Annotated in this window: 32 protein-coding genes; 11 read left to right on the top strand and 21 right to left on the bottom strand. The window is 39.9% G+C overall.

What is annotated here, in order from left to right; all coding sequences use genetic code 11:
- Positions 1 to 102: 102 nt before the first annotated feature.
- The 6 genes from LCL91_RS01110 to LCL91_RS01085 form a co-directional block, all read right to left on the bottom strand.
- The gene (locus tag LCL91_RS01110; RefSeq protein WP_224879233.1) at positions 103 to 924 is read right to left on the bottom strand and encodes a DUF6612 family protein; all 822 of its coding nucleotides are present in this window, start codon (positions 922 to 924) and stop codon (positions 103 to 105) included.
- Positions 925 to 1,041: 117 nt separating this feature from the next.
- Positions 1,042 to 1,524: a ribonuclease H-like YkuK family protein gene (locus LCL91_RS01105; RefSeq protein WP_224879231.1), complete on the bottom strand. Its 483-nt coding sequence runs from the start codon at positions 1,522 to 1,524 to the stop codon at positions 1,042 to 1,044.
- 85 nt (positions 1,525 to 1,609) lie between these two features.
- Positions 1,610 to 1,816: a DUF2188 domain-containing protein gene (locus tag LCL91_RS01100; RefSeq protein ID WP_224879229.1), complete on the bottom strand. Its 207-nt coding sequence runs from the start codon at positions 1,814 to 1,816 to the stop codon at positions 1,610 to 1,612.
- Positions 1,817 to 1,871: 55 nt separating this feature from the next.
- Positions 1,872 to 2,111, bottom strand: coding sequence for a hypothetical protein (locus tag LCL91_RS01095; protein WP_224879227.1), 240 nt, complete (start codon positions 2,109 to 2,111; stop codon positions 1,872 to 1,874).
- 66 nt (positions 2,112 to 2,177) lie between these two features.
- Positions 2,178 to 2,846: a DUF4397 domain-containing protein gene (locus LCL91_RS01090; RefSeq protein ID WP_224879225.1), complete on the bottom strand. Its 669-nt coding sequence runs from the start codon at positions 2,844 to 2,846 to the stop codon at positions 2,178 to 2,180.
- A 103-nt stretch (positions 2,847 to 2,949) separates the two neighbouring features.
- Positions 2,950 to 3,213, bottom strand: coding sequence for a DUF1871 family protein (locus LCL91_RS01085; RefSeq protein WP_224879223.1), 264 nt, complete (start codon positions 3,211 to 3,213; stop codon positions 2,950 to 2,952).
- A gap of 109 nt (positions 3,214 to 3,322) precedes the next feature.
- Here LCL91_RS01085 and LCL91_RS01080 point away from each other — a divergent pair, with 109 nt between their 5' ends.
- From LCL91_RS01080 to LCL91_RS01055, 6 genes are all read left to right on the top strand, one after another.
- A complete protein-coding gene (locus LCL91_RS01080) occupies positions 3,323 to 3,544 on the top strand; it encodes a spore germination protein (protein WP_160920091.1) in 222 nt (73 codons plus the stop codon).
- An 80-nt stretch (positions 3,545 to 3,624) separates the two neighbouring features.
- A complete protein-coding gene (gene gerPC, locus LCL91_RS01075; RefSeq protein WP_224879221.1) occupies positions 3,625 to 4,233 on the top strand; it encodes a spore germination protein GerPC in 609 nt (202 codons plus the stop codon).
- Positions 4,230 to 4,409: a spore gernimation protein GerPD gene (locus tag LCL91_RS01070; RefSeq protein WP_224879219.1), complete on the top strand. Its 180-nt coding sequence runs from the start codon at positions 4,230 to 4,232 to the stop codon at positions 4,407 to 4,409. Before gerPC ends, LCL91_RS01070 begins: the two co-directional genes overlap by 4 nt.
- Before the next feature lie 12 nt (positions 4,410 to 4,421).
- The gene (locus LCL91_RS01065; RefSeq protein WP_224879217.1) at positions 4,422 to 4,811 is read left to right on the top strand and encodes a spore germination protein GerPE; all 390 of its coding nucleotides are present in this window, start codon (positions 4,422 to 4,424) and stop codon (positions 4,809 to 4,811) included.
- A gap of 59 nt (positions 4,812 to 4,870) precedes the next feature.
- Positions 4,871 to 5,086 (top strand): spore germination protein, encoded by a 216-nt coding sequence (locus LCL91_RS01060; RefSeq protein WP_098443029.1) that lies wholly within the window; start codon positions 4,871 to 4,873, stop codon positions 5,084 to 5,086.
- A gap of 14 nt (positions 5,087 to 5,100) precedes the next feature.
- Entirely contained in the window at positions 5,101 to 5,313 is a 213-nt protein-coding gene (locus tag LCL91_RS01055; protein ID WP_166001318.1) for a spore germination protein GerPB, read from the top strand.
- Between the two features lie 25 nt (positions 5,314 to 5,338).
- On the opposite strand, the gene adhP is transcribed toward LCL91_RS01055, so the two are convergent.
- Both adhP and LCL91_RS01045 read right to left on the bottom strand, forming a co-directional pair.
- Complete coding sequence (gene adhP, locus LCL91_RS01050; RefSeq protein WP_224879214.1) at positions 5,339 to 6,352, bottom strand: alcohol dehydrogenase AdhP; 1,014 nt, start codon at positions 6,350 to 6,352, stop codon at positions 5,339 to 5,341.
- A gap of 91 nt (positions 6,353 to 6,443) precedes the next feature.
- Positions 6,444 to 9,152, bottom strand: a complete 2,709-nt coding sequence (locus tag LCL91_RS01045; RefSeq protein WP_224879212.1) for a PBP1A family penicillin-binding protein — start codon at positions 9,150 to 9,152, stop codon at positions 6,444 to 6,446.
- 135 nt (positions 9,153 to 9,287) lie between these two features.
- Between LCL91_RS01045 and LCL91_RS01040 the strand changes: the two genes are divergently transcribed.
- Positions 9,288 to 10,142, top strand: a complete 855-nt coding sequence (locus LCL91_RS01040; RefSeq protein ID WP_425589646.1) for a superoxide dismutase — start codon at positions 9,288 to 9,290, stop codon at positions 10,140 to 10,142.
- A gap of 52 nt (positions 10,143 to 10,194) precedes the next feature.
- Here LCL91_RS01040 and LCL91_RS01035 read toward each other — a convergent pair whose 3' ends face one another.
- Together LCL91_RS01035 and LCL91_RS01030 are read right to left on the bottom strand one after the other, a co-directional pair.
- Positions 10,195 to 10,500, bottom strand: a complete 306-nt coding sequence (locus LCL91_RS01035) for a hypothetical protein (protein ID WP_224879209.1) — start codon at positions 10,498 to 10,500, stop codon at positions 10,195 to 10,197.
- A 110-nt stretch (positions 10,501 to 10,610) separates the two neighbouring features.
- Positions 10,611 to 10,814: a hypothetical protein gene (locus LCL91_RS01030; protein ID WP_098443025.1), complete on the bottom strand. Its 204-nt coding sequence runs from the start codon at positions 10,812 to 10,814 to the stop codon at positions 10,611 to 10,613.
- 176 nt (positions 10,815 to 10,990) lie between these two features.
- Between LCL91_RS01030 and LCL91_RS01025 the strand changes: the two genes are divergently transcribed.
- Positions 10,991 to 11,464: a glycine/sarcosine/betaine reductase selenoprotein B family protein gene (locus LCL91_RS01025; RefSeq protein WP_224879207.1), complete on the top strand. Its 474-nt coding sequence runs from the start codon at positions 10,991 to 10,993 to the stop codon at positions 11,462 to 11,464.
- An 853-nt stretch (positions 11,465 to 12,317) separates the two neighbouring features.
- On the opposite strand, the gene aceA is transcribed toward LCL91_RS01025, so the two are convergent.
- The 10 genes from aceA to LCL91_RS00975 all read right to left on the bottom strand — a co-directional run bounded on the left by aceA (position 12,318) and on the right by LCL91_RS00975 (position 22,545).
- Positions 12,318 to 13,598 carry an isocitrate lyase gene (gene aceA / locus LCL91_RS01020; RefSeq protein WP_098443023.1) on the bottom strand — a complete coding sequence of 427 codons (1,281 nt, stop codon included), beginning with the start codon at positions 13,596 to 13,598 and terminating at the stop codon, positions 12,318 to 12,320.
- Between the two features lie 26 nt (positions 13,599 to 13,624).
- Entirely contained in the window at positions 13,625 to 14,647 is a 1,023-nt protein-coding gene (locus LCL91_RS22150; RefSeq protein ID WP_224879206.1) for a hypothetical protein, read from the bottom strand.
- 361 nt (positions 14,648 to 15,008) lie between these two features.
- Positions 15,009 to 15,506: a DinB family protein gene (locus LCL91_RS01010; RefSeq protein ID WP_224879205.1), complete on the bottom strand. Its 498-nt coding sequence runs from the start codon at positions 15,504 to 15,506 to the stop codon at positions 15,009 to 15,011.
- 65 nt (positions 15,507 to 15,571) lie between these two features.
- Positions 15,572 to 17,047 (bottom strand): M48 family metallopeptidase, encoded by a 1,476-nt coding sequence (locus LCL91_RS01005; protein ID WP_224879204.1) that lies wholly within the window; start codon positions 17,045 to 17,047, stop codon positions 15,572 to 15,574.
- A gap of 62 nt (positions 17,048 to 17,109) precedes the next feature.
- The gene (locus LCL91_RS01000) at positions 17,110 to 17,436 is read right to left on the bottom strand and encodes a thioredoxin family protein (protein ID WP_224879203.1); all 327 of its coding nucleotides are present in this window, start codon (positions 17,434 to 17,436) and stop codon (positions 17,110 to 17,112) included.
- A 21-nt stretch (positions 17,437 to 17,457) separates the two neighbouring features.
- Entirely contained in the window at positions 17,458 to 18,297 is an 840-nt protein-coding gene (locus LCL91_RS00995; RefSeq protein WP_224879202.1) for a DUF1206 domain-containing protein, read from the bottom strand.
- A gap of 293 nt (positions 18,298 to 18,590) precedes the next feature.
- The gene (locus LCL91_RS00990; RefSeq protein ID WP_224879201.1) at positions 18,591 to 19,469 is read right to left on the bottom strand and encodes a metal ABC transporter permease; all 879 of its coding nucleotides are present in this window, start codon (positions 19,467 to 19,469) and stop codon (positions 18,591 to 18,593) included.
- Positions 19,466 to 20,830, bottom strand: coding sequence for a metal ABC transporter permease (locus LCL91_RS00985; protein ID WP_224879200.1), 1,365 nt, complete (start codon positions 20,828 to 20,830; stop codon positions 19,466 to 19,468). Before LCL91_RS00985 ends, LCL91_RS00990 begins: the two co-directional genes overlap by 4 nt.
- A 12-nt stretch (positions 20,831 to 20,842) precedes the next feature.
- Positions 20,843 to 21,598: a metal ABC transporter ATP-binding protein gene (locus tag LCL91_RS00980; RefSeq protein WP_224879198.1), complete on the bottom strand. Its 756-nt coding sequence runs from the start codon at positions 21,596 to 21,598 to the stop codon at positions 20,843 to 20,845.
- Between the two features lie 20 nt (positions 21,599 to 21,618).
- Positions 21,619 to 22,545: a metal ABC transporter solute-binding protein, Zn/Mn family gene (locus LCL91_RS00975; RefSeq protein ID WP_224879196.1), complete on the bottom strand. Its 927-nt coding sequence runs from the start codon at positions 22,543 to 22,545 to the stop codon at positions 21,619 to 21,621.
- A gap of 394 nt (positions 22,546 to 22,939) precedes the next feature.
- Here LCL91_RS00975 and LCL91_RS00970 point away from each other — a divergent pair, with 394 nt between their 5' ends.
- Both LCL91_RS00970 and LCL91_RS00965 read left to right on the top strand, forming a co-directional pair.
- Positions 22,940 to 23,428, top strand: a complete 489-nt coding sequence (locus LCL91_RS00970) for a universal stress protein (RefSeq protein ID WP_224879194.1) — start codon at positions 22,940 to 22,942, stop codon at positions 23,426 to 23,428.
- On the top strand, positions 23,403 to 23,636 hold the full coding sequence (locus LCL91_RS00965) for a helix-turn-helix domain-containing protein (RefSeq protein WP_224879192.1): 234 nt from the start codon (positions 23,403 to 23,405) through the stop codon (positions 23,634 to 23,636). The genes LCL91_RS00970 and LCL91_RS00965 overlap by 26 nt, the downstream gene beginning before the upstream one ends.
- Positions 23,637 to 23,678: 42 nt before the next feature.
- Here LCL91_RS00965 and LCL91_RS00960 read toward each other — a convergent pair whose 3' ends face one another.
- Positions 23,679 to 25,529: an ATP-binding protein gene (locus tag LCL91_RS00960; RefSeq protein ID WP_224879190.1), complete on the bottom strand. Its 1,851-nt coding sequence runs from the start codon at positions 25,527 to 25,529 to the stop codon at positions 23,679 to 23,681.
- Positions 25,530 to 25,688: 159 nt separating this feature from the next.
- On the opposite strand from LCL91_RS00960, the gene LCL91_RS00955 reads away from it, so the two are divergent.
- Entirely contained in the window at positions 25,689 to 25,973 is a 285-nt protein-coding gene (locus LCL91_RS00955) for a hypothetical protein (protein WP_224879188.1), read from the top strand.

Below are 25,973 nucleotides of genomic sequence, written 5' to 3'. Positions count from 1 at the left end.
ATGAGCTAATCGTAACGCTTTCGTTCACTTTTTTCCAGTAATATCACATTTCTTCAGTTTTCAACATCAAAAAAAGTGCTGTTTTACACAGCACTCGCATGATTACTCACTCATCCCTGGCATATCTTTGGCCTGTTCAATCACTTCTTCCGGCACCTTTACTTCTTCAATTTCATTATATTGATCATACGTGGAGTCCATTTTCATCACACTTGAAATCGTTTCACCTTCCATGGTCATCTCACTGTCCATCGTCATTTTCATTTGCATAGGAAGGTAATTTTCCTTATCAATTGTATAGGTGTAGGCAACTTCATTTACGTTCATTTGATCCATTGCTTCTTCCATCATTTGATTTTGTCCACCCATTTCTTCCGCTGTCTTTTCCATTAGACCTTGAAATTTCTCACCGGATGCTTTGAGTGTCATTACATACGTATCTTCTTCTTCTGTTAACGTAAATTCATCAACAAATTCTTTTAACATTTCCATTTGTTCCTGTGGATCCCCTTGTGTTTCTTGAAGAGATATCAACGTGTCCGTCATATCATCAGGAAATTTCATCCACTGTTCACCTTGCTTCATAAAAAAGCCTTCTTCAGTAAAGTAGGATTCTACCTGCATGCTTTCGCCATTGGCTGTCATATCAATCATTTGATGAAAAGCCATCGGGTCCATCACCATGTCAGCATCAATCACGCTCTTCACTTCCATCTCTTCTTCACCTGAACCGATGCTCTGAATCATATCCGCTTTCATATGGAAGTTTTCTATGTCTTCCTGAGCTGAAATGGATTTCTCAAAAACTTCTTTGGCATCGACACCTTCTTCCACGCTCACTTCTCCACCAGATTCCGTTGTCCCACTGCATGCAGCCAAGATAAGCATGAGTGCACTAACCATTGCAATCATTCGAAACTTCATTTAGCTCTCCTCCTATATTTTTACTCTACTAGTAATACGAGTGAGCAGAGATGAGGTTTCAATCATTGTGCATTTCATCCTATTTTCACAACAAAAAAACTGGCACATTCGGCCAGTTTAGCTAATAGATTTCGTGTAACGATCTGCAACACTACTTGCTCCATATGAATCAGGCTTAATGCGTGCGATATATCCTACAGAAGTAACCCAACCCACGACTTCTTGAATCACTTTCCGCGTTTCACCTTGTTTTCCAACATCAAGATGAATTTCAATTGGCCACGTTTTTAATAGTTCTGCAAATCCTTCATTTTTTAACGATTCCATGAGCTCAAGACTCATTTCAGTCTCTTTGTAAATACGATGCCTGAGCTCATGAATCGGTTTTTGTTTTACTTTTCGGTAGAATATCCTTGCTCCTTTGCCGACACGGTGAATAATAAGCGCTGTCACAAACTGCGTTGCTTTGCGGCTTGTCTGTGAATCGGTTCCAATAACAATCCGATAGGTTCCCTTAGGATCTTCTTTCGTATAATTCTTAATCAATTGTGTGACCTGTTCGATCGTTACTTTTCCAGCTGTTGGACTTATAAAATCCATGAATATTCCCTTCTTTCATCAGGATAGTAGTTAGTACTATGTTTATTCATAAGCTGAAAAATATGTACGAATCGAAAAGAAATGTCTAGCTATTATAAAGACTTCGATCATCAATTTGACCGTTTTCTTGGTGAACGACTAACTCTGAAGGGCGATTTTCATCACAAATTTTCCTGCCAAACTGGTAAGCTTCTTCTTTTGTTTCAAACGATTTTGTCGCTTGTTCGGCTCCTTCTTTTTTCAGCTCCCATGATTTGGTCTTTCCAGTTTGAACATGATAAATTGTTTTCATCATTAATTCCCCCTTTTTCTATCACATTCTTTCCTTCTTAATCACATAAACCTTCTTATGTTCTTGAGAATGGAAGAACTTCAGCTGGTTTTTTACAATGCAAAATGTTGACTGTTTTATACCCTTCCCTCTCCTTAGCAAAAAACGTTCTACTAGATATTGGTCTTTTCGTTGACCAGTTAATTGAAGCTGGATTTTGCCAGGAATCATGTGTAATAAGCTCTTGTTTGTAATAGTAACAATTTCCGCTAGAATAGCGTTCACAAATGTACCTTACAGTATGTTTAGTATGCATCTTTCTTTCTGCTCCTTTATCGATTTTATAGATAAATAAAACCGCAGCTAAGCTGCGGCTTTATCATTATTTCCCATCTTTTAGAAGAATAACATTTAATGATGGATCTCCATCTAATAAACCTAATGCAATCGCGGTGTAGTTAACTCCAGCTTCTACTGGTAAATTAGGTAGATCTAACACGGCTTTATCCGTTCCTGCTGGTCGAATTTCTAGATTATACGTTGCTGGATCAATAAACTGGTATTCCGAGTTTTGGGTAAAAGCAAGGTTTTTAATAAGGGCATCTCCACCTTTAACCCCGATGTCAACTGCCGGCGCATTTGGTGATGCATGGACTGCTCTTAAACCAGCTTTTTCTCCTGATCCCTTTTGATCTTCTAGTACTTTTAAGGCAAGATTCTCGAGCTTTCCGACCGCCAGTACGGAATAATTCTTTCCAGCTTCTACGGATAATTTTTGTTCAAGAACTGGCTTTCCTTCTCCATTAGCAGAGGATGCAAATACTTGAATTGTCTTCTCACCTGGTGCCAACATTGCATAGTCTGTCACATCTTTGAAAGCTGCGTTTTTAAAGGCTGGTTGCCCATCTACATAAATATCAACTGCTGGCGCATCTGGTGAAGCATGAATGACTCGAACGTTCGCATTGTTATTCTTTTCCGCTGCTAAACTTTGTGGAGAGACGGCTACTAAAAGCGCAACAACCATAATGAAACTCCATATCCATTTCATACAAATTACATCCCTTCTCCTTTGTTTGGTGACTTGCCTATTTTTTACCGTAAGAAAAATATTATTCATAAAAAAACAGACCCTCTTAGGATCTGCTTCGTGTTCATCCCTCACATGATGTAGTGTTTTTTAGCGCAAGAAGTTGAGCGGCTATCTGGTCACACTTCGAAAGTGGAATCACTTCTTCATACGAAAAATGATAAATGACTTGAATTTCTTTGCCTAACTCGGCGACATCATCTAGCTGATGAACAAGCTGGACCACATCCGCTGCTTCTGTATCATAATCATCGGTTCCAATGGATAGCGGATCCCATTCTTTAATCATACGGACGAGCTCTATATTTAGTTGGCTTACTTCATTCATTCTGCACACCTACCTTACTCAGGTAGTTTACCATATCTCTTCTTTTCGAACATACGCTATTATCCCGCATACAGTAATAAGTGAAATCTGTTTATAAGGATGTGAAACCATGCCGGCAATCGTCGGAGCTATTAAAGTAAACACGATCGGAAGTAGTGGTGTTTTCCACGTCGGCGATGTCTTTATTGTATCTCCAACCAGTGCCATAAGAACTTTTGCAGGTGGAGGGTCTTTTAATACTGGGGATGGCTTAAACGTGAGCAGTTCTTATAGCGTGACAAGTGTAAACGATAGTGATGTTGCGGATCAAAATGTTGTTGCGAATATATAAGAGGGCATTCACCTAAATTTATTTACAACATACAATTAAATAAGGTGAAACCAACATTTTGATACGGGAGTTGATGGTCAATGTATCCAAACGATAATTTCTACGCGATCTTACAGCGGATGCAACAAAGCATTGAACAACAAAACAATCGTATCAAAATGCTTGAAGATATGATTGATGAGTTAAGAGATAATTGCAATGAATTATCTAAGTCTCCAAAAACCAATATCGAAAAAATCGAATACAAATTCGATCAATTAAAAATTGAAAGACTGGATGGCACGTTAAACATTGGCCTAACACCTAATGGAGGGGCCGATGTGCTTGATGACTTCACCGTCAATGGCGGAAATGGGATGAATCCTTCTAATGTTCCACCTGAAGCAATCCAATCCATTCAACAGAATGTGCAGTCCTATATGCAAAATGGTGCGTTACAAAAACTAGGCGAATTAGAAAAGACCTATCAGTATCCACTTGACGATCCATACCGCCACTTTATTTTAAATGACATTCAAAAGCAGCTTGACCAAAGAATTAATTATTATGTGAACCAACAAGCGACGCGCTCACCAGACGGGAATATAGAGAAACTAGTAGATGATGTATCAGCAAAAATTAAGCGAGACATCTCAAACGGTATGGAAGCTTTCCTAAAAAATTTACCTGGAAGGACTGATTTAAAGTGAATTACACCGTTATTAACAGGGGGTTGTCAGTGGGTCATATCGACGTTACGGCGGTCGCAAGTTCGTCTGTATTTCTAGTAGGGGACACCGAATCGATTGTTTGCTCATCGATTTTTGATACGCCTCCGGAATCTTTAATCATCTCAAGGCCTTTTGTACCGCTATCAACGTCATAAGGATATGATTTTATGTATAGCCGATCTTCACTTGTAAACTGGGTTTATGTCACGTCACTCGATAGTAGTGGCATTGTTCAAATTGGTGATAGCAATCAAGTTACACCTGACACAAAAATTTATGCCTTACAAAGAGAACAACCCATTTTTAATGGCAATGAAGTTGAAGACCTGACACAATTCCCAATTTACTCACAAACCCTGCCCCTTCCTCTTCTTACTGAAGATCTAAAGCAAACGACGATCCATGAGAATCCAATAATTAAAGTTGGTAGCATACGTATCACAGGTATCGCTGCGTCATCTGTTCTTCACGTAGGATCTACAAGAACGATTCGGACAGAAGCTCGAGTAAAACATAACCGCGAATTTTTCTCAGATCCTTATGCAGACGAAGATTAAGAACGTATCGGCTTACAAGCACATACACTACTGTATAACAAATTAAAGGGTGTTCAACCATGCCTTCAATCGTAGGACCAGTTAAAATTAATAGCGCAGGTGGAGTTGTTAACTTTGGCGACAGTTTTAACACAACACCGAAATCAACTTCTAAAACATATGCTGGTTCAGGAGGATTCAATACAGGGGATTTTCATATTGTAAACAATGGATTTAGCTTAACAAATTCGCTTGATCCAGACGTTGCCGACGAGAACATCACTGCTAACAATTAGGGAGCTGAGGATTCGTGAATTTCTTTGTGAACCAAAACATCGTCATTCACCAGCTAAGGGTTGATGGAATCTCGAATTCTTCCGTTCTCCAAATTGGTAGTGCTGGTATGATTAAACCACTTTCGAACCTCTATAACACGGGGGGATATACTGAACCCGCTCCTGACCTTCCAAGTGCACAAACTTCTGAAACAACACCATATGTACCATTAGCCCCTCCAACATAAAAAAAACCGCCAATGGCGGTTTTTTTTATTCGAACGTAAGAACAACTCTTCCATTAATATCTCCATTTTCGAGTTCTTCAAAAATTTGATTAATCTCTTCTAGTGGACGAGTCTCTATGATCGTTTTCACTTTCCCTTCAGCAGCAAATTGAAGAGCTTCCATCAAGTCCTTACGCGTCCCAACAATAGAACCAATTACTTTCACTCCATTTAGGACCGTATCAAAAATAGGAATCGGCATCTCTTCTGGTGGTAGTCCAACTGCAACGACACTTCCACCACGGCGAACAGCAGCATAAGCTTCACTAAAAGCAGGCTTAGAAACAGCTGTACAAACCGTACCATGGGCCCCTCCAATTTCTCGTTGAATAAATTCTGCTGAATTTTCTTCTAGCGGATTCACTGTAAGATCTGCGCCAAGTTCTTTTGCTAAAGCAAGCTTTTCATTATGCGTATCAACCGCAACGACATGAAGTCCCATCGCTTTTGCGTATTGAACAGCAACGTGTCCTAAGCCACCAACTCCATAAATACCGACCCACTGTCCAGGCTTTGCCTCCGTCACTTTAAGAGCTTTGTAAGTTGTAACTCCTGCACAAAAAATTGGCGCTACTTCTTCAAAGCTTAAGTTATCTGGAATTTTAACTGCGTAATCAGCATCTGCTTTGCAATACTGTGCATAGCCACCATCTACAGAATAGCCAGCATTTTGTTGCTCTTTACAAAGCGTTTCGCGTCCAGTCAAGCAATATTCACAGTGGCCACACGCAGAGTAGAGCCACGGTACACCAACTCGGTCTCCTACCTTCAGGTGTGTGACGCCGTCTCCTACTTCCTCAATAATCCCTGCACCTTCATGACCAGGGATAAGCGGTAGCTTAGGTTTTACTGGCCAATCTCCGTGTGCAGCATGTAAATCCGTATGACATACGCCACATGCTTTAATACGCACTAATATTTCACCATGACCAATAACAGGTTTGTCCACATTCTTAACAGATAAGGGCTCTTTAAATGCATGTACAACGGCTGCTTTCATAATAAAAACCTCCATATGATGAATTTTCTTTTCCTTCTTCATCATAATGGAGGTTACTTTCTACGACTGTTACATTCGTCACAAATTGAGGTTATTCAGTTGGATTTTCTTCCTTTTTTTCTTCTACAGTAGAATCATTGTTCTTCTGAGAAGAGGAAGTCTCTTCTTCAGAAGGTTGATTTTCTTGAATTTGTGTTGGTTCACTTGCTTCTTCACTTTCCACAGGTTCTGACTGTTCGCCTTCCTCACTACTTCCGCTGTCATCATTTGTACCTGAAGAGGAGTCATTGCCAGTCGTACCTTCTCCCGTTTCGTCAGACTGATCAGCGTTTCCTGAGTTGTCACCATTTTCTTCGGTACTAGTTTCATCTTCACTCGTTTCTTCATTACCTGCGTCTTCATTACCTGTTTCACTATTATTCGGATCTGGTGTCGTCTCACTTTCACCGGTACTCTCACCATCAGAATTTCCAGAGCTATCAGACTCTGAACTTTCTACTGGATCAGTTGATGACTCTTCTGGTTTATTCTGTTCCTCCTTTTTTTCTTCTGGTTCATTTTGTTCCTCTTGTTTTACTTCCGGCTCTTTCTGTTTCTTAGGTTTTTCTTTTTCCTTGACAGAATTATTTGGTTTCGGCTGTGGCTTTTCTTCTACTTTTTTCTCAGGTTGCTTTTTTTCTTTTGCGGCGTTATCTGCAGGTTTTTCGGTCTCGCGTTTCTTATTAATTTGATCACTTTCGCTATCATTTGATGATTCTTTCTTTTTAGGCAACGGAGCTTTTTTCGGCTCTTCTCCTTTAAAATAAAGTTCTTTAATAATATTTGATGAAGGCGTTGCATTATTTGCACGTAGTCCAGATGTTTTATCAATTTCAATCTCTTCAACTGAATCAGGCTGTTCAAAATCCGGTGTATCTTTTCCCTTTGATACTTCTCTCATGACATGCTGGAATAACAGTTTTGCAATGTCATCATCTTCTTTATGAATGTACGTACTTTGAGTGGTTTTATCATATCCAGTCCACACTGCTGCAGTGTAGTTCGTTGTATATCCAGAGAACCATGCATCTGATACACCGTCTCCACGAATGCCTTCTTCAAGACTCGTTGTTCCCGTCTTTCCAGCTATATCTAACCCTTTTACACCTGCCTGCATGCCCGTCCCTTCTTTAACGACGGTTCGTAGCATATCTGTAATCATATAGGCTGTTCCTTCACTCATTGCTTTTTCAGGTTTTGAGGAAAGTTGCATTTCTTTTCCGTTTGGATAGACCACTTTCTCTACACTATATGGTTCGTGAAAAGTCCCACCAGAACCAAACGCTGCATACGCTCCTGAAAGCTGTAAAGGGGAGATACCATTCGCAAAGCCACCGATCGCATAGGCCGGATATGTTTCTTCAATTGAAATGCCAAGCTTCTCTGCAAAGCTTTGAGCTTCTTCTCCTCCAACTTCCATAAATGCTTTAATAGCAGGAATATTATAAGACCATTGTAGTGCTTCTCGAATCGATACGCTGCCTTGAAACTCGTCATTCCAATTACTAAATTCTTTTCCATTCAATTCAAGTTCTTCATCGATAAACTGTTGATTTGTGGACCATTTAAGTTTTTCTATACCTGGTGCATAATCAAGAATTGGCTTGATCGTAGAACCTGGTGACCGTTCTAGTTGAGTTGCATAATTAAACCCTTTTTGCACGTCGTCTTCCCCGGTTTGACGATTGCCGCCTATGGCACGAATAGCACCAGTTTGAGTATCAACAAGTGAGATACCCGCTCTAAATTCCTCATCGGGGTATTTAACTACTTGATTCGTTGTAAGCGACTCGTCGACAATTTTCTGTGCTTCAGCGTCTAGCGTTGTATGAATTTCTAATCCTCCTGAATAAAGAGCCTCTTCAGGGATACCTGCTTTCTCTAAATCATCGATCACTTGATCAATAAAAGCATCGTTCGTGGTAGACTGATTTTTCTTCTCTACAATTGTATCTTCAATAGCGACGGAAGCCGCCTCTTCACGTTCTTGAACAGTAATAAACCCATGTTGCTCCATTAAGCTTAGTACCGTTGCTCGACGATCAGTAGCAATGTCCGGATGTTTATATGGATCATATCCAGACGGACGCTGTGGAAGTCCCGCTAATAAAGCAGCTTCAGCCGTCGTTAACTCTTCAAGTGACTTATTAAAATATGTTTCAGCTGCTGTTGCAACACCATAAGCTCCCTGACCAAAATAAATTTTATTTAAATACATTTCTAGAATTTCTTCTTTGGAGTACTGCTTTTCTAATTCCATTGCAAGGTAAGCTTCCTGAACTTTTCGCTTTACAGTCTTTTCAGGTTCAAGAAGCATATTTTTAACAACCTGTTGTGTAATCGTACTTGCTCCTTCTGCCCCAAATCCATCTTGAATATTTGCGACAACGGCTCCACCAATCCGTTTAATATCAACGCCATTGTGTTCCCAATACCTTACATCTTCAACTGCAATAAAAGCATTGACAACATGTTCAGGAATTTCATCAAATGAAACAACTTTTCGATGTTCTTTTCCGACGATGTCAGTTATTTTGTTTCCTTCAGCATCAAATAAAGTAGAAGATTGCGGTAAGCTAAGTTCATTTCCTTCAAGCGTTGGTGCTTCATTAATGTACGCATACGTTTGGTAACCCCCAAAAGTTAAGACAAACACCATTAAAAAAGCTGCTGTTAATAATACATTTCGAGCAAAACGCTTCTTTTTCCTTAACCCATCGTTTTTTGCTGTATGTGGCTCTTCATTCATTTTTTTCCCCATAATAATCCCCCTTAACGTAAAACTCCATAAAGAGGGATTACCCAAATGTTTCATATTAAAAACATTTATTAAGAGATTGAAACAATTTAGTAACACGACTCATATAGTAATAACGTCTAAATAAGAATTGAGGGGATGAGAGAATTGTCAGATGAACTGCTTGAATGGGGATATCTACTAAGAAATCGAATCTTAGCTAGTAAAGCTCATGAACAATTGAAATCCCCCTTACTTCGTCGAACAGAAAAGTGGTTAGGCAACATGCAACAATCAGAAGAGCGTCTTGGTGGTGACCAAGAAAAAGCTTGGTATGAAGTAGCTCACGACTTATATGATCAATGGCGAAACTTGCAAGAGAATACGACTTCCGTTCCAATCGGGGAACATACACTCCCTCCTTTGCCCTACAAGTACAATGCACTTGAACCAGCAATTAGTGCAAGGATTATGGAATTACACCATGATATTCACCACAAAAGCTATGTGGATGGATTAAACAAGGCGGAACTTGCCTTACAGGAAGCTAGAAAGAACAATGATTTTGACCTTATTAAACATTGGGAACGTGAATTAGCTTTTAATGGGGCGGGGCATTATCTTCACACATTATTTTGGAGTGTTATGAGTCCTAAAGGGGGAAAACCGGATAGTGAACTCCTATCTGAAATTCAAAAGAGTTTTGGCTCCTTTAATCAATTTAAACAACAGTTTACGAATGCTGCGAATAAAGTAGAAGGTTCCGGCTGGGCAATCTTAGTTTGGTCTCCTGTATCAAGAAGACTTGAAATTCTTCAGGCAGAGAAACATCAAAATTTGAGCCAATGGGATGTCGTTCCCCTACTTGCCATCGACGTATGGGAGCACGCTTATTATTTACAGTACGAAAATAAACGAAAGCAATATATTGAGAACTGGTGGAGTATTGTTAATTGGAATGAAGTTAACAAGCGATTTGCGAAAGCTCGTCAATTAACATGGAAGCCTTTTTAAAATGACAAAATAAAAAGCAAAGGAAATCCTTTGCTTTTTATTCCGATTATGATCAGTACGGTCCATATCCATAAGGGGGGCGTCCTCCAGGATTTCCTGGATATCCCGGATAATTACCATAGCCAGGACCTGGGTAACCATATCCTGGTCGCGGCGGAGGGTAGCCATATCCACCACCATATAATCCTGGAATTAAAAAAGCACCTAATAAGCCCCCTGCAAGTCCTCCAGCGAGCCCTCCTGCAAACCCACCAATAAAGGGATATGGTCGCTGGTAAGCATATTGTCTCATTTCATGAGTCAATCTTGTTTCTGGGTATTGAAAGAAATTCCCCTGTGAGGGGAGATAATTGTCCATAGGTCTCCTCCCTTTCCTGTCGGCTATAATGATGGTTGCCTACAGTATAGGGTATGAGAGGTTTCTTATTCGGGAAGGGGCATTAGCGGAGATATTCGAATTCTTAAGAGCTACAACCTCGGCCAATAAACACTAAACCAAACGACGATAACCCCCGACACAAATAAATAAAGTTCCGTAGTTTGTGATATATACGCAAAATATTCAAACAAGCTATGTCCAATAATAATTAAATTTAGTTGAAGAATTAACGTAACACCGCCCGCAACGGAGAGACCAAATCCGATTAAGAAAGTGAAGAAGCGAATGATCATTTGATTATGGCGTTTCTTCTCTTTATCATAGCGGCCTGTCCCTCCTTGCTCTTTTACTATTCATCCTATTTCATAAGGAAGCCGTTTATGCTGGTCAAGACGTTTTACTTTTGTTTTTTTTGCATACATGCTAAAACAAACAGGTAACATAAATTTTATATGAAGGAGGAGAATTTATGATTGAAAAAGTCGAACAAGCCGTTCAACAAAATTGGGTACCCTCTTTTCGTTACGAAAAGAATGAAACGAGTCCCTTTACACCTTTTAATAAAGACTTAAGTAATGCCAAAGGTGCTTTGATCTCAACTGGTGGCTTTTATGTAAAAGGACAAACACCTTTTAATGATAACTATGGACTTGGTGACCCATCTTATCGTGAGATCCCTGTTTCAACTTCATTAAAAGATCTTTCTATCTCTCATGAGCACTATGATCAAACAAATGCGAGGCAAGATGCAAACGTCCTCTTCCCTCTTGATGTCATGAAAGAACTTCAAGAAGAAGGACGTATTGGTGAACTTGCCGAAACGCACTATAGCTTTATGGGATATATCCCAACACCTCACCCACTAAAAAATGTGACAGCTCAAGAGGTGGCGCAAAAGTTACTTAAGGAAAACGTAGACTTCGCTTTGTTGGTGCCTTCCTGACCAGTCTGTCAACAGTCGGCCGGTCTGGTCGCACGCGTACTTGAAGAAAACGGCATACCAACAATCACATTAACAATGTCTAAAGAAATCAGCGAACAAGTTAACGTACCTCGCTCCCTATATAACCGCTTCCCATTCGGCAGCGCCGTAGGACAACCTAACAACAAAGAACAACACAAACAAGTCCTAAACAAAGCCCTCGACACCCTAGTCGAAGCCAAAGAAGGCGGAAACGTAGAAGAATCAGGAATTAAGTTTAAATAATGAAAAGCGGAAGCGCCCGTTTAGACACGGCAGGCACTGGAGCCTTTTCATTTGAACACGGTCTTTGTGTTCGGATGAAAAGGTGAAGTGACCGAGTGTCTGGGCGCTGCAGCTAGACACGAAAAGCGGAGACGAGCGTTTAGAAACGGAGATATTGGAGCGCTTGAACTAGAACACGCCCTTTGTGTTCTGGTGAAAGAGTGAAATATCGCAGTTTCTGCGAGTCGTAGCTGGATCTCACGAAAAGCGGAGCGGGCCTGCCTAAATCCGCAGGATGTTGGAGCCCTTTCGAATGAGACGCTTTTTGTCTCAATCGAAAGGGCGAAACAGCCGGAGGATTTGGCCCGCGCAGCTAGACAAGAAAAGCGGAAGCCGTCCCTGAGAGATCCAAAACCAATTTCGCGGAATTAATTCTATTTTCGCGGATATATTCGAAATTTAGCGGAATTATGAGCACGTTTCGCGGAATTCTTGGAACGATCGCGGAAATAAGTGTTTTTTCCTCATTACCCTTCCGTTTTCTAGTCCGCTTTCTCTATTTAAACGCGTTCCACACAAAAACCGGCTGAATTTCAGCCGGTTTTTTCTCTTATTTCGTTGAAGTAAACTGCTCTTCTTCCGTTGAACCTTTTAAAGCAGTCGTAGAAGACGTTCCTCCTGTAATAACCTGTGATACAGCATCAAAGTAACCTGTTCCAACCTCACGCTGGTGTCTTGTAGCAGAGTAACCATCTGCCTCACTAGCAAATTCTGCTTGCTGAAGTCTTGAGTAAGCTGCCATTCCATTATCCTTATAGTCTCGTGCAAGTTCGAACATGCTATGATTGAGCGCATGGAAACCAGCAAGTGTAACAAATTGGAACTTATAGCCCATCTTACCTAATTCGCGTTGGAATTTAGCGATCGTTTCATCATCCAACTTCTTTTTCCAGTTAAAAGAAGGCGAACAGTTGTAAGCTAGCAATTTTCCAGGGAAACGCTCATGTATAGCATTTGCGAATTTCTGAGCTTCTTCCAAATTAGGTTCAGACGTTTCACACCAGATAAGATCAGCGTACGGCGCATAAGCAAGGCCTCTTGCAATCGCCTGATCAAGACCTGGTTTCGTGTAGAAAAAGCCTTCAGGTGTGCGTTCACCTGTTAAAAATTCACCATCATATTTATCAACATCGCTCGTAATTAAGTTGGCTGCATTCGCATCCGTCCGCGCAATGATTAAGGTTGGTACGCCCATCACATCTGCTGCTAAACGTGCTGAAATTAAGTTTTTCACCGCCTGCTGTGTTGGAAGAAGAACCTTTCCTCCAAGGTGACCACATTTCTTCTCTGAAGAAAGTTGATCCTCAAAGTGGACAGCAGCTGCACCGGCTTCAATCATGGACTTCATAAGTTCAAAAACATTTAGCGCCCCACCAAAACCAGCTTCAGCATCTGCCACAATTGGCACAAACCAATCCCGATCGTGAATACCCTCTGAATGTTCAATTTGATCCGCTCGTTGGAGCGCTTGATTAATTCGTTTCACAACTTGTGGTACGCTGTTTACAGGATACAAACTTTGGTCCGGATACATTTGACCTGATACATTCGCATCTGCGGCTACTTGCCAACCGCTTAAGTATATGGCTTTTAAGCCAGCTTTCACCTGCTGAACTGCCTGGTTACCAGTAAGAGCACCTAGCGCGTTAACAAAATCCTCTTCGTTAACGAGCTTCCATAATCTTTCTGACCCTCTCTTTGCAAGGGTGTACTCAATTTGAATGGATCCCTGCAACCTCAACACTTCCTCAGGTGAATATGGGCGTTCGATTCCTTTAAAACGTTCTTGCTTCCAATTTTCTTGAAGTGATGCTGCCGTTTGCTTTGTCATAATTAATTCCCCCTAATTTTTTTAAGTTAGACAATTTTTGTTTGGTTCAAATCAGCCAATATACTTAAATATTCATTTCGCTTTTTCCAGATTTGATTTGGTTCAGGCATATAATGATTCCAAATGCCTTTTATCATCTGTATCAAACTAGCGTCTGTGACGCATTTACCATCAAATCCTTCTACCGCTTCTCGAGTGAGTGTTTCGAAAAGATCCGCCTGTCTTTTCTTTTCACTACCCTCACTAATGACGTGGGTTTTTCGCTTGTGTCCAATACTAATAACAGATCTTGCTACGTCCGTTATCCCCCTGTTTCCTTCTATCAAGTGAATCCCCGCACAATGGTTACGTAGTTCATAAAGCATTTCTTCTGTTTGATGAACATTTTCCATTGTGATCGTGATTGTTGCTTTCATTGTGCCTTCTGTCAAATTCATTTCTCTTTCTAAATAAGTAAGAACGTTATTCCACCACTTCGCTTCCTCGTAAGTCGCTAGCCCTTTTAAGCAAAGGTATGGAGCTGAACCATTTCTTTTTAAAGTCTCAGTATGATGAAAAACATAAAGACCAAAATCTACTAGACTAGCTGACATTTGCAAACCATTAATCGTATCTTTCCTTCTCCAGTCAGAAGGTGTAATCATTACAGCAATTGGTTTTTGAACCGTGTGAAAAAAATTCTTTTGAATAAACAACTTCAGATTTTCCTGTGCAATCAAACGATCAGTGAAAGAAAGCGATTCTGTAAAGTAATCAGCTATAAAAAGATTGGCGCCAGATTTTTGAGGTAACGACTCTAATGGAGAGGACGAATTCTTGAGAACGACGCGTCTCTCTTGAAGGTCTTTACGAACAGCTTTTACTTCCCAACTAGCTTCTCTGATATCCTTTGTTACCATTAGAAGTTGACCATTCGATATTTGCTGTTCTTCTAACTGATGTAGATCTTGATGAAAGCGACGATGAAGCTTCTCTAGAAACATCATCGCTTCATGTGTTAGTAAGTCACTTCCTTGAACGTTAGCGCTTTCAACAATTTCATCAAGCACAGCTTTCCCTCCTATTCAAGCCTACCGCTACTATTACAGCGGTGACATCCAACGCATCCTTCTCCCTCACAGTGGTGACAACCTTCATTTTTTCTTTCTTTCCCATGACAGTGCGGACATTCAAGTTCACCATTTCCATAACAAGTGTAACAATCCATTTTTGAATCCCTCCATCTGTTATAATACAATTTGTTTTATTTGTTAGTATTATATAACAACTTTTCAAAAGTGTTCAACCTTTTTTTAGAAAATTTAAAATTCCTGTGTTTTTTACAAATACCTAGCGTCTTAGCTTGCCTTAGAAGACGTTTTTTGTAACCAAACAAAAAAACGCGTGAAACACACGCGTTTTTGACTGTACTCATACAGATGCTTTTTTCCAAAGTTCTTTTATACCTTGGGCTCGTTTTATGCCACTAATTGTTCCAAGATGAAGATTTTCATGATTCATAAGAAATAATAAAAGTTCTCCAATTGTCTCGAGTTCCAAATAAGAGCCTATTGAAAATTCATGTTGAAGCGGATCGTGAAGTTTACCTTCCAATTCCTTTATACAGTTAATTTGCTCTAATAAGTAGTATTTTATCTCTGCAAGTGAAGGCGGTGATTCCGCCCATTGCTGTGGGCGAGTTCCCGCTTTAAATAACGGAGAGTAATTTCCAGGCAGGCTTTTTTCCTTATCTGTAAAGCGGTCTAAAGCAAATTCAGCCGTCACAAGAATATGCCCTAAATTCCAACGAACCGTATTCGTAAAACCTTCCGGCAGACAATCAGCTTGTTCTTCTGTGACAGCATCCAGCGCTTGAATCGTACGATAGCGCCAAAACGTATATTGATTTAACACTTGAGAATCATCCATTCTACTTCCACCTCTCCTATTAGTGTCACTTCATAAAAAGGGGTCAACACCCTGTGACTTTTCCATTATTGAGATAACAACTTAACGTCTGCTTCATTTCCTGCATCTCGTGCATAGTCAATTGCAGTATAACCTGCTTCATCTTTCTTTAAAGGGTCCCCACCAGCTGCAAGAAGCACTTTATAAAGATTGTATCGATTGGTTGGCTCCATGTAAGCGGTATAAATAAGCGGGGTCCACCCTTCCTGATCTTCAAGATTTGGATCTGCTCCAGCCCCGAGTAGAAGCTCAACTTTAGAAACAAAGCCATTTTGACTTGCTACCATGAGCGGGGTCATACCATAATCATCCTTTATATCAGGATTCATTCCAAGCTCCAGAAGTGTCTCAAGCATTTTTTCATCTTCCGGATATTCTGCAGCATAATGAAGTGCATTCCAACCGTCAGCATCCGTTGCCTCCAGATTGACGGTTGAGATTAGCGACTGAAATTCCACTTCACCTTCTGACATAATGGCTTCCATAAGTGGGGTAATGTCGGTAACCTCCCCATCATCAAACACGCTTTCCTCCTCAAATACTGAGGAAAGGGACGGAATAATCACTTCCGATGCAACTACCGCTGATCCAACTCCACCTACAAAGAAAAGAAAAATGATTAGTGAAAGAATAACTATTTTCTTTCGAGGAGCAGGAAAATGCGTTTCTTCCCGCATATTCATAAATGTCTCTACTGCAGCTATTCGTTTAGGTAGCGATGGATGCGTCGACAGCAGTTCACTTAACCACACAAAAAAACTTCTCTCAGTTTGGAGTTGCACGATGTAAGCATCTTTGTTCACACTTTGGTATAAGCGCTTTCCTACCGCAAGAATCATTAATCCGTTCCCTGCACGCTCTCCATTTTCTATGAAATACGCGCCCATTCGATCACATGTATATTCACATGCTCTAGAATAGGCTGAACCTAGAAATGGAACGACATTACCTGGTAAAAGCAGGATTTGCTTTAAAATGTGATTTCGTTTAATATGAGCGAGCTCATGAGCAAGAATAAATGTCACTTCATCCTCAGCACCTTCTTCAATCAGTTCAAAGATATCTGAATAGAGTACAACAAAATTACGACCTAACAAACGCGTCGCAAATGCATTTAAGATCCCTGCCGATTCCACCACATAAACACTTGGAATTTTAATAATATTCATTTCCTTACATAGATCACAAACCTTTTGGTGGATTTGAGGGTACTGGCTGTCAGTTATCTTCACTCCATTACTTCTAATTTGACCAAGAAAAAGACCATGGCTAAAAAAGGAAATCAACCATAATAGTGCGATAATCACGATTCCAATAACAGAAAAAAACAAGAAAATATACGTGAGAATACTAAATACTAATAAAATAATAAAAAGAGAAGTTTCAGAGGTTGAAGTTAATTGTTTCGCGTGATTCATTCTACTGTCACATAATTCCTTTCCAAAAGAGTTATGTTCAGTATACTGAATTTTCCATTCGAGTGTATATGTTTTTTCAAACAAAAAACACCCCTAAAGTTAGTCTTCAACTCTAACTTTCGGGGTGCACCACTAAATGAGTGATTCTAGTCCAACAATGTTACGATTCGATTAAGCGAAGAACGAAAAGATTCGATGTTAACAAACCTAGCTTCTCTAATGCTTTCTTTTCCATTAACATACAACAAAAGAACAGGGATTGTAAAAACCGAAAAAGCTCCAGCGGCTTCAGGAATTTCATGAACATTGAGCTTTTCCCGCGTAATTTGTGGGAAATCCTTTAGTACTTCCTCTACTTGAGGCAACAGTGCATGACACACGGAACAATTCGTACCATATAAGTACAAAAAGTACAGGCGATTCTGCTCAATTCCTTCTTTTGTTTCTTCAAGTGTAACGTTTTTCAGTTCCATCACCTTCTTACATCGTTGCGATTATGAAAAATTCATTCTTCTATTCTTCCCTTTAACGAACATAAAGATGCCGTAAGCAATAAATCCAATAGCTACTAATCCTAGCAGAATAGCGCCGTATGGTTGTTTCGCTAGTTCTGACAGTGCGCCATCAAGCCCTTTTGTTTTATCAGGGTTAGCTGTAATTGCTGTTTGAATAAAGAACACACCCATCATAGTAAAAACAACGCCTCGAGCTGCAAGACCAATTTGTCCAGCTCGCTTACCCCACCATTCTTCTTGGTTATGCATTTCATACTGCTTTAGTTGTTTCATAAATGATTTCTTATACCCTCTAATTACTTGATAAACGCCAAAACCTATAAAACATAAGCCGATAAATCCAATAACCCACTGACCAAATGGTTGGCCTAATAATTTAGCAGACATTGATTGTTTACCACCAGAAGATGAACTACCTGCTCTCGTAATAATTGAAACGGCGTTATACGCAAGGAATAAATGAATGACACCAGCGCCAAAGAATCCTGTTCGTATTAAAATACCTTTCGTATCATTGCCATAACTATCAGGATCTTTAATCGCCTGGATTCCTTTCCAAACGGAGTAACCGATTAATCCTACAATAAGAATCCACAAAAGGGCTTCACCAAAAGGTTTTCCTGCAATCGTTGCGAAAGCCCCTTTAGAGTCCGTTGTTTTTCCTCCAGGACCAAACGCTGCCTGAAATGCTAGAATTCCTATAATTAAATAGACAACGCCTTTTGCTGCATACCCCATTCTTGCAAGGCCTCTAATCCAGGGCTTTACATCATTTGACGCTTGTTTTGCTTTGTGTTTTGCTGCTGTCCCAGTATCCATCACCATTCTCCTTCCATTCATCTCAGATCATTTATCCACTCTCTCTATTCCCAAAAATGATTACTTTCAATCTAAAAGGGTCATTTTTTTCAAACCATTATTAGGAAACTTACTCTTTTATAAAAAAAAAATAGCTCTGTAAGCGAATCCAGCATTCGCTTACAGAGCTGTTAATTGAGGAGATAGACTTGTGGGCACAAGCTATCGCGTTTCTTTACTATACTACAGATCACGAAATTTTCATATAGTTTCGAATCATTTCTTTTCCGATTCATCGCGTTAAACAGTTAAGTTCATTCAGTAATAAGACTTTTCCTTGCGAGTAGCTTTGATAATAAACCATATCGAGGTGACAAAATAAACGTTGCGGCGAAGATAAGCCCAGCAATAGAAGCCATCGAACCTGAGATGGAAATATTCCAAACGAGCGCAGCATAATAACCACCTATCGCTGAAATGACGCCGATGACTGCACTAATGATAAGCATGGCAAGAAGTTTATCTGTTAATAGATAGGCGGTAGCTCCCGGCACTATTAACATGGCCACGACAAGAATTGCACCAACGCTATCGAATGAAGCAACCGTTGTAATGGATACCATTGACATCAATAAATAGTGAATGAACATGACAGGAATGCCAATGGCCGTGGCCATCGCTGGATCAAACGAACTAATTTTAATCTCTTTATAAAAGAGAAAAATAAGAATCAGGTTAATAATTAGAACAGTACCAAGCATCCACACAGCAGATGGACCAAGATCCATGCCACCGATTGTTAATGTGTTCCATGGAATGAATGTAATTTCTCCCATTAAAGCATGGTTCACATCTAGATGGACTTTACCTGCAAAAGCAGATAACAAGATCACTCCAAAGGCAAACAAAGAAGTGAAAACCACTCCGATTGCCGCATCTGATTGTACGCCACTAGAATGTAGTACCTGCACTAGGAATGCCGTTAACAACCCAATGATACCAGCACCAACTAGCATATAAATCCCTTCTAATGAATGGCTAACAAGGTAAGCAAGTACGATGCCAAGCAAGACGGTATGGCTGATGGCATCAGCAAGCATCGCCATTTTCCTTAAAATAAGAAAACAGCCAATGATGCCACATGATACACCTACAAGAGATCCAGTAAGCATAATCCATGTTCCATAACTCATAATGACTTCACCTCTTTCTTACGTTTTTCCGCACGTTGAGATGACTTTTTCTTTCGTAACGTTTCTCCTTCACCAAAATATTTAGGCTCAAGTTTTGGGGTCCGCTCATGAACGGCCATTAGTTGTTCAAGCTCGTGAAGAGTGGAGGAACCAATATGTTTATAATCCCAAACATCATTCGTAGCAAATTGAAGTGAAGCAAATTTCATCTCATACATCGTATATATTTCGAAAAGGCGATTATTTAATACAATTTCATGTGCTTCATATCCGCCCGACTCTGTTAAATACCACAAGTCTTCTTTTCTCTGAACATACCCTTCTTTTTCAAGTCGCTTTAGATTCGAATCAAGCTTACGGACCGCCATTTTTCTTCTAGTGAGAAGCTCTTCCTTAGAAAAAAGAAGTTTCTTATTCGTTATGCTTGCTTCTTCTGAAAGATCATACATCGTTTGTAGTACAGTTTCTCTTGCAACGATTTTTCGAATTCGATAGAGTTTTAATCCTTTTGAAACTAATCCACGGTTTGGAGCAAAGATCAGTGAAATTAGAAAGATAACCGTTGCCGAAAGTACAATGACCGGACCTGTTGGAAGGCGATTTGCCATTGAACTTAACAACGTTCCAAGCATGCCTGATAAAGCTCCAATCGTCCCAGCTACGATGACCATACGATCAAGTCGATCGGTCCAATATCTTGCTGAAATAGCAGGCGTAATGAGCATTGCCGCCATAAGAATGACACCAACTGCCTGAAGCCCAATAACGACAGCACTTACGATTAAAGCCATCAATAGCCCATTAAGCAGACCTGTAGGCAACCCAATACCTTGCGCAAATTGACGGTCAAATGTAAACAACTTCAGTTCCTTAAACAATAACCAGGTCACAATAAGAAGGACAACCGCTACACCAGAAATGACGCGTACATCATTCCCTACAAGCGATGCTGCCTGACCGAAAATAAAGTCATCTAGCCCGCTTTGATTTCCATTCTCGGATTGAGCTATCTTGGTAAGAAGAACAATACCAAATCCGAAGAATACAGATAAGACAAGTCCAATCGCCGTATCTTCCTTAATACGCGAATGATTAATAATGACCTGAATAAAGTATGTGGCAAGCAAACCAGATAAAGCAGCACCAACTAAAAACCATCCTATTGATTTCGTCCCATAAAGTAAGAAGGCAAGGCAAATACCTGGAAGGGCTGCATGCGCCATTGCATCTCCGATCAAGCTTTGCTTACGCAAAAGAGCAAAACTACCTAGAACGCCACTTGCAACCCCGAGAAGAATGGTTCCAAAAAGGACCCACTGTGTGTTTGCATCTTGTAACGTTAAGATTAAGTCATTAAACATACTTGGTCCCCCTTATGGCTGCACCACATAGGAAGGACTAACCTGAGAATCGAGAAAGGCTAGACGACCTCCATATGTTTTTTGTAAATTTTCCACTGTAAATACTTCTTCTGTAGGTCCAAGCGCAATTTTTTGTTTATTTAATAACAGCGTCCAATCAAAATACTCTTTCACGGTCTGTAAATCATGGTGCACAACAAGCACCGTTTTTCCTTGTGCTTTGAGTTCGTTTAATAAAGAAATGATCGCTTTCTCTGTTGCTGCATCCACACCTACAAACGGTTCATCCATGAAATAGACTGTGGCATCCTGAGCAAGAGCCCTGGCAAGAAAGACTCGTTGCTGCTGGCCACCTGAAAGCTGACTAATTTGACGATCGGCATATTCTTTCATTCCTACTTTATCAAGGGCCTGCATCGCAATCGCCGTATCCTTCTTCCCTGGTCGGCGAAACCATCCAACATGACCGTACCTTCCCATGAGAACAACATCAAGAGCATTTGTAGGAAAGTCCCAGTCGACTGAACCTCGTTGCGGTACATACCCAACTAATTTTCGCTGGGTACGATAAGACTTACCATATATCTCAACAGATCCAGAAGCTTTAGGAACTAACCCCAAAATGGCTTTAATTAACGTTGATTTCCCGGCACCATTTGGTCCCACAACACCAATTAATTTTCCCTCTGGCATTTGAAACGTTACTTCTTGAAGAACTGGTTTCCGGTCATATGCCACTGTTAAATTTGATACTTGAATTGGATTCATTTTTAAGCTCCCTTCCCCTTCTATTTCAAAGCTTTGGCAATCGTCTCAATGTTATGGCGATACATGCCTATATACGTGCCCTCAGGTGAACCTTTTTCACCCATTGCATCTGAATAGAGTTCGCCACCGATTTTCACTTCATGCCCTTTTTCTCTTGCACCTTCGACAACAGCATTGATCGATCTTTCTGAAATACTGCTTTCTATAAAGACAGCTTTAATATTGCGATCAGCGAGAGTATTAACAAGATTCTGTACATCTCTTAGACCATATTCTGAATCTGTACTCAAGCCCTGCAGTCCCTTTACTTCCATCCCATACGCCTGACCGAAGTATTGGAAAGCATCATGGGCAGTTACAAGCACACGGCTCTCTTCTGGTATTTCATTTATCTTTGCCTGTGCTTCTTCTTGTAATTTCTTTAACTCATTTAAATAGGCTTCTGCATTTTTCTCATAGTCCGCTTTATGATCAGGATCATACTCAATTAATGCATCGCGAACTTCCATTACAGCATATTGCCATAATTCAATATCGAACCATACGTGTGGATCAATTGCTGTTGCATTCGCTTGATCAACCAATAGCTTATCTTCCGGAATTGCTTCAGCAACGGGATAGGTCGGTTTGTCTTCCTTCATCTTTGCAAAGATATCTCCCATTTTCCCTTCAAGATGAAGACCATTGTAAAAAATGATATCTGCTTGCGATAGCTTATTAATATCTCCTTGAGAAGCTTTGTATAAATGAGGATCAATTCCCGGTCCCATAAGCGAATCAACTGCAACATGCTCTTTCCCCACACTTTTGGCAATATCACCAATTTGACCGATCGTTGCTGTTACTTTAATCTTGCCTTCACTTTGTTTATCTGACTCACTGCTACATCCTGCCAGTATAAGTAAAAACAATGATGCCCCTAAAAGATACCCAATCCATTTTTTCATTTAAATAACCTCTCCTTCATTCATTTAATCCGCTATACATTGCTTTAACCTAACGTATGGGCTTTCTGCTTTTGATGTGCTTTTCCAAGTCTCTTTCGCGAAAAACATTTGCTTAACAGCTCTATTCTTCACCCTATGAACATTTTTTTCCTAAAGGCAACTTTAAGATAAAAAAATAAGCAATCAGTTCATACCTCTCACGTGCCCATCCGCACAATTGTTTCCTTAATACAAAACTATCGCTCGAATGCACATTTGTCAACATTAGTTTATTCAAAAAAGTGAAAAAGTAGAAGTTTTTCTGAAAAGGTGTGAGAAAAATCACAGTTTCTTACAAAAATATCCTCTACAATAAACATATGAAGTACAAGAATTATTAATGGAGGGATTGCAAATGAGTGTTAAACACACAAACATACTTGTTGCTGTTGATGGTTCTGAATCTGCTGAGGTCGCTTTCTCAAGAGCGGTTGAACTTTCTATTCAAGATCAAGCATCCCTAATCATTGCGCACGTTATCGACACAAGAAATTTCTCCACATTTGAGCTATATGATATCGCAACAGAGAGAGCTGAAGATTTCGGGAAGCGGCTATTAAAAGAATATGAAGAAAAAGCAATGATCGCCGGAGTAACGAATGTAAAAACTGTAATTGAGTATGGATCACCGAAAGTGAAAATCGCAAAAACCATTGCTCCACAAAACAAAATTGATTTAATCGTATGTGGCGCCACTGGTATGAATCGTGTTGAGAGATTGCTTATGGGCAGCGTTTCAGAACATATTACCCGTAATGCCACTTGCGATGTGATGGTTGTACGAGGTGTGAAAGTTTCAAGTAAGGAGGGGCAACAGGATGAACATAGCAGACAAAATACGTAAACATCGTTTAGAAGCAAATATGACCATTCAAGAATTGGCTGTAAAAGTTCGTATCGGAGCCGGTCTTATGCAAAAAATTGAAGAAAATCGATATCATCCAGACGTCCAAACATTGTTAAAAATCTCGACTGCGCTAGATATTCCAGCCTCTGAATTTCTTGAAAAAGATACGATTGAGGCGTTGAAAAAGGCGGACACTGGTATCTAAACATCAAAGCATAAGAAAAAGCGCTGAATCAGCGCTTTTTTCTTATGCTTTCACTAACCTTCTTTCATATAATGGTAAAGAAACTTCAACTGTCGTCCCCTCCCCTTCCACACTTGATAACCTCATTTTTCCATTATGATTATCAATAATGCCGAAACTTACCATCAGACCAAGTCCCGTTCCGTTTTCCTTTAATGTATAGAAAGGTTCCCCTATTCTTGATATTTGATGCTCAGGAATCCCCACTCCTTGGTCTTTTATACGAACAGTCACACCCGTCTCGCATTTAGTGACTTTAACGTAAATAATCCCTCCATCTTCCATTGCTTCAATAGCATTTTTTAGCACGTTGACAAATACTTGCTTCAGCTGATTTTCTTCACCCAAAATTGGAAACTCTTCACAATCATACTGGGTTCGGATCTCAATATTCTTTAAAATTGCCTGAGATTTTAATAAAGAAATCACATGCCTGAGCAAAGAAACCAGATCACTCCTGGCGAATTCTTTTTCATGCGGCCTTGCTAGAAGCATAAATTCACTAACAATAAAATTAATCCGATCGATTTCCGAAAGCATAATTTGCAAAAACTCTTTTGATTTCTCATCGTGAGAGGAGCTATAAACAAGGCTCGCAAACCCTTTTAACGACGTTAGAGGGTTCCGGATCTCATGCGCCACTCCTGCCGCAAGCTCACCGACAGCCGTTAGTTTTTCAGAGCGTCTTAAAAGTTCCTCCGTTTCTTTAAACTCCGTAATATCCTCTACGATAACAATAATACCTTGCATCTTGTTTTCGATCATATGTGGAATAGAAATTAGTTTCACATGAATGGAATGACCATTATGATGGCTAATCGCTGATTCACATTTTTGAGGAACACCTTCTTTTGTTCTTTCAAAACAGTACGTTGTTTGCTCGATGTATCGCTCTTCCACAAAATGAAAGCTTAATTTATGGCTCACATCTTCTAGTGTATACCCACTCATACGTTCTAAGGCAGGATTAATATTTAGAATATGACCTTGAATATCTAACACCATAATGCCATCGGGACAATTTTCTACAAGAGAATGGTATTTTCTTTCGCTTTCTCGGAGCATCGATTCCTGACTTTCAAGCTCTCGATTCCGCATCATACGAATGAGCATTAAAACAGAAATAATAAAGATGCCTGTTAAAGCCATGTATTGCACGAGGTGGTTTTCACTGTAGCTCTCTACTTCAAATTTAGTTGCAACAGAAGATGTGATCATTGTAAAGTAATGAATCGCAAGCGTTCCAAGACCAAAAACAAGCGCTCCTGACACTCTTCTAAAGGAATGACTTCTTTCATTCGAAATTCCATAAACAAGCCACAAACTACTAACGGTAGAGAAAAAAACCATCAACAAAGGAAGAACGACTCTCCACCAGTCATCGATTGAATAAGTTAACCCCAATAAATAATGAGAACTAATCATTTGTAATAACAATAACGATAGCGAAATCCAAAGACTTGCTTTAATGATTTGCTTAAACTGCCCTCTCGGTGAAAGGGTCATAAACGCTAAGAGAGATCCAATGACTGGAACTGCTAGAGATAAGCATACAAACCAGGGCGCATAAAAAGAAGCATCTGCTGTTGATAGACCTAATAAAACTAGGTATTGCAGAATCCATATTCCCGCTCCCATTGCAAGTGAACTTCCAAATACCCAAAATTTCCGATATGGAAGCGTGATGATGTGAGCTTTTTCATGAAAATCAAATGCTACATAAGCGTAGCTTACAATCATTAATATCGAAATAACAATGAGAAAAAAATGAAACTCGTAAGTGAATCCTTCCATTGCGTACTCCACTCCATTTTTGATATCGACGTCCTGTTTTTCTATGTACCAATTTGACAAATTTCTTCAAAATCCTTCCACATTAAAAAAATAGCGATTACTTTCTTTTACGACTTTCTAAACGAATAAAAACAGCCTCTATGAAACAGGCTGCTTTTACATGTTTTGAAGGCTATTTTTTAATAAGAATGGGTAATGGTAGATGAAGGAGGATTTACAATGGCTCAAATATTATTCAAAGTGCAAAATGTGAAACGACTCGTCGACCATCATATCCCGGATACATTTGAAGCATCTGTCGAAGTTGAAATCATTAATCGTGAAAATGGCGAACTAGTAAAAACAGGGCTAATTCCAGTTCAATTTAATGAGCATGGGTCCTTCCCTTCCATTTCCCACATTCAAACGTTTGAAGAAAACAAGAAGTTACAAGCGAAACTTTTATTTGATATTCGACGATATGTTCGAAAGCTTCGTCCTTATCTTCAGCCAGATGATGACTGA

Origin of the sequence: Guptibacillus hwajinpoensis, assembly GCF_020171785.1 — a bacterium.
Taxonomy (GTDB): domain Bacteria; phylum Bacillota; class Bacilli; order Bacillales; family Guptibacillaceae; genus Guptibacillus; species Guptibacillus sedimenti.
The sequence above is the reverse complement of the archived record's forward strand: the minus strand, read 5'-3'. Positions and strand labels throughout refer to the sequence as shown.